The organism is Pseudomonas sp. 2822-15 (assembly GCF_002742515.1).
GTDB classification, from domain to species: domain Bacteria; phylum Pseudomonadota; class Gammaproteobacteria; order Pseudomonadales; family Pseudomonadaceae; genus Aquipseudomonas; species Aquipseudomonas salomonii.
Genome location: NZ_LJRY01000270.1, coordinates 1 through 290 on the forward strand (window position 1 = coordinate 1; position 290 = coordinate 290).

1 protein-coding gene is annotated in these 290 nt (G+C 31.4%); it reads left to right on the forward strand.

The window, feature by feature from the left end; translation table 11 throughout:
* Positions 1–134: 134 nt before the first annotated feature.
* A partial coding sequence (locus AOA59_RS33650) for a DUF309 domain-containing protein (RefSeq protein ID WP_371919095.1) occupies positions 135–290 on the forward strand: 156 nt, incomplete at its 3' end.

Here is a 290-nt window from a genome sequence, read left to right on the forward strand (position 1 = left end):
TCTTATAAGAATATGTTACATTAACATTAATTAGATCACTTTCACGGGGGGAAATGATGAATTATCCAGATGCTTATATTGAATATTTGATTGAATCTCATGGAACCAGAGATTATTTTTAATGTCATGAGATTATGGAAGAGTATTGGAAAAAAAATAAAGAAAAACATTGGCACACATTAATTCAATTAGCAGTTGCTATATACCACGAAAGACAGCATAACTATGACGGAAGTCTTCGATTATACAGAAAAGTATTAAGCGCTATTCGAACCAATCCAACTGCACTA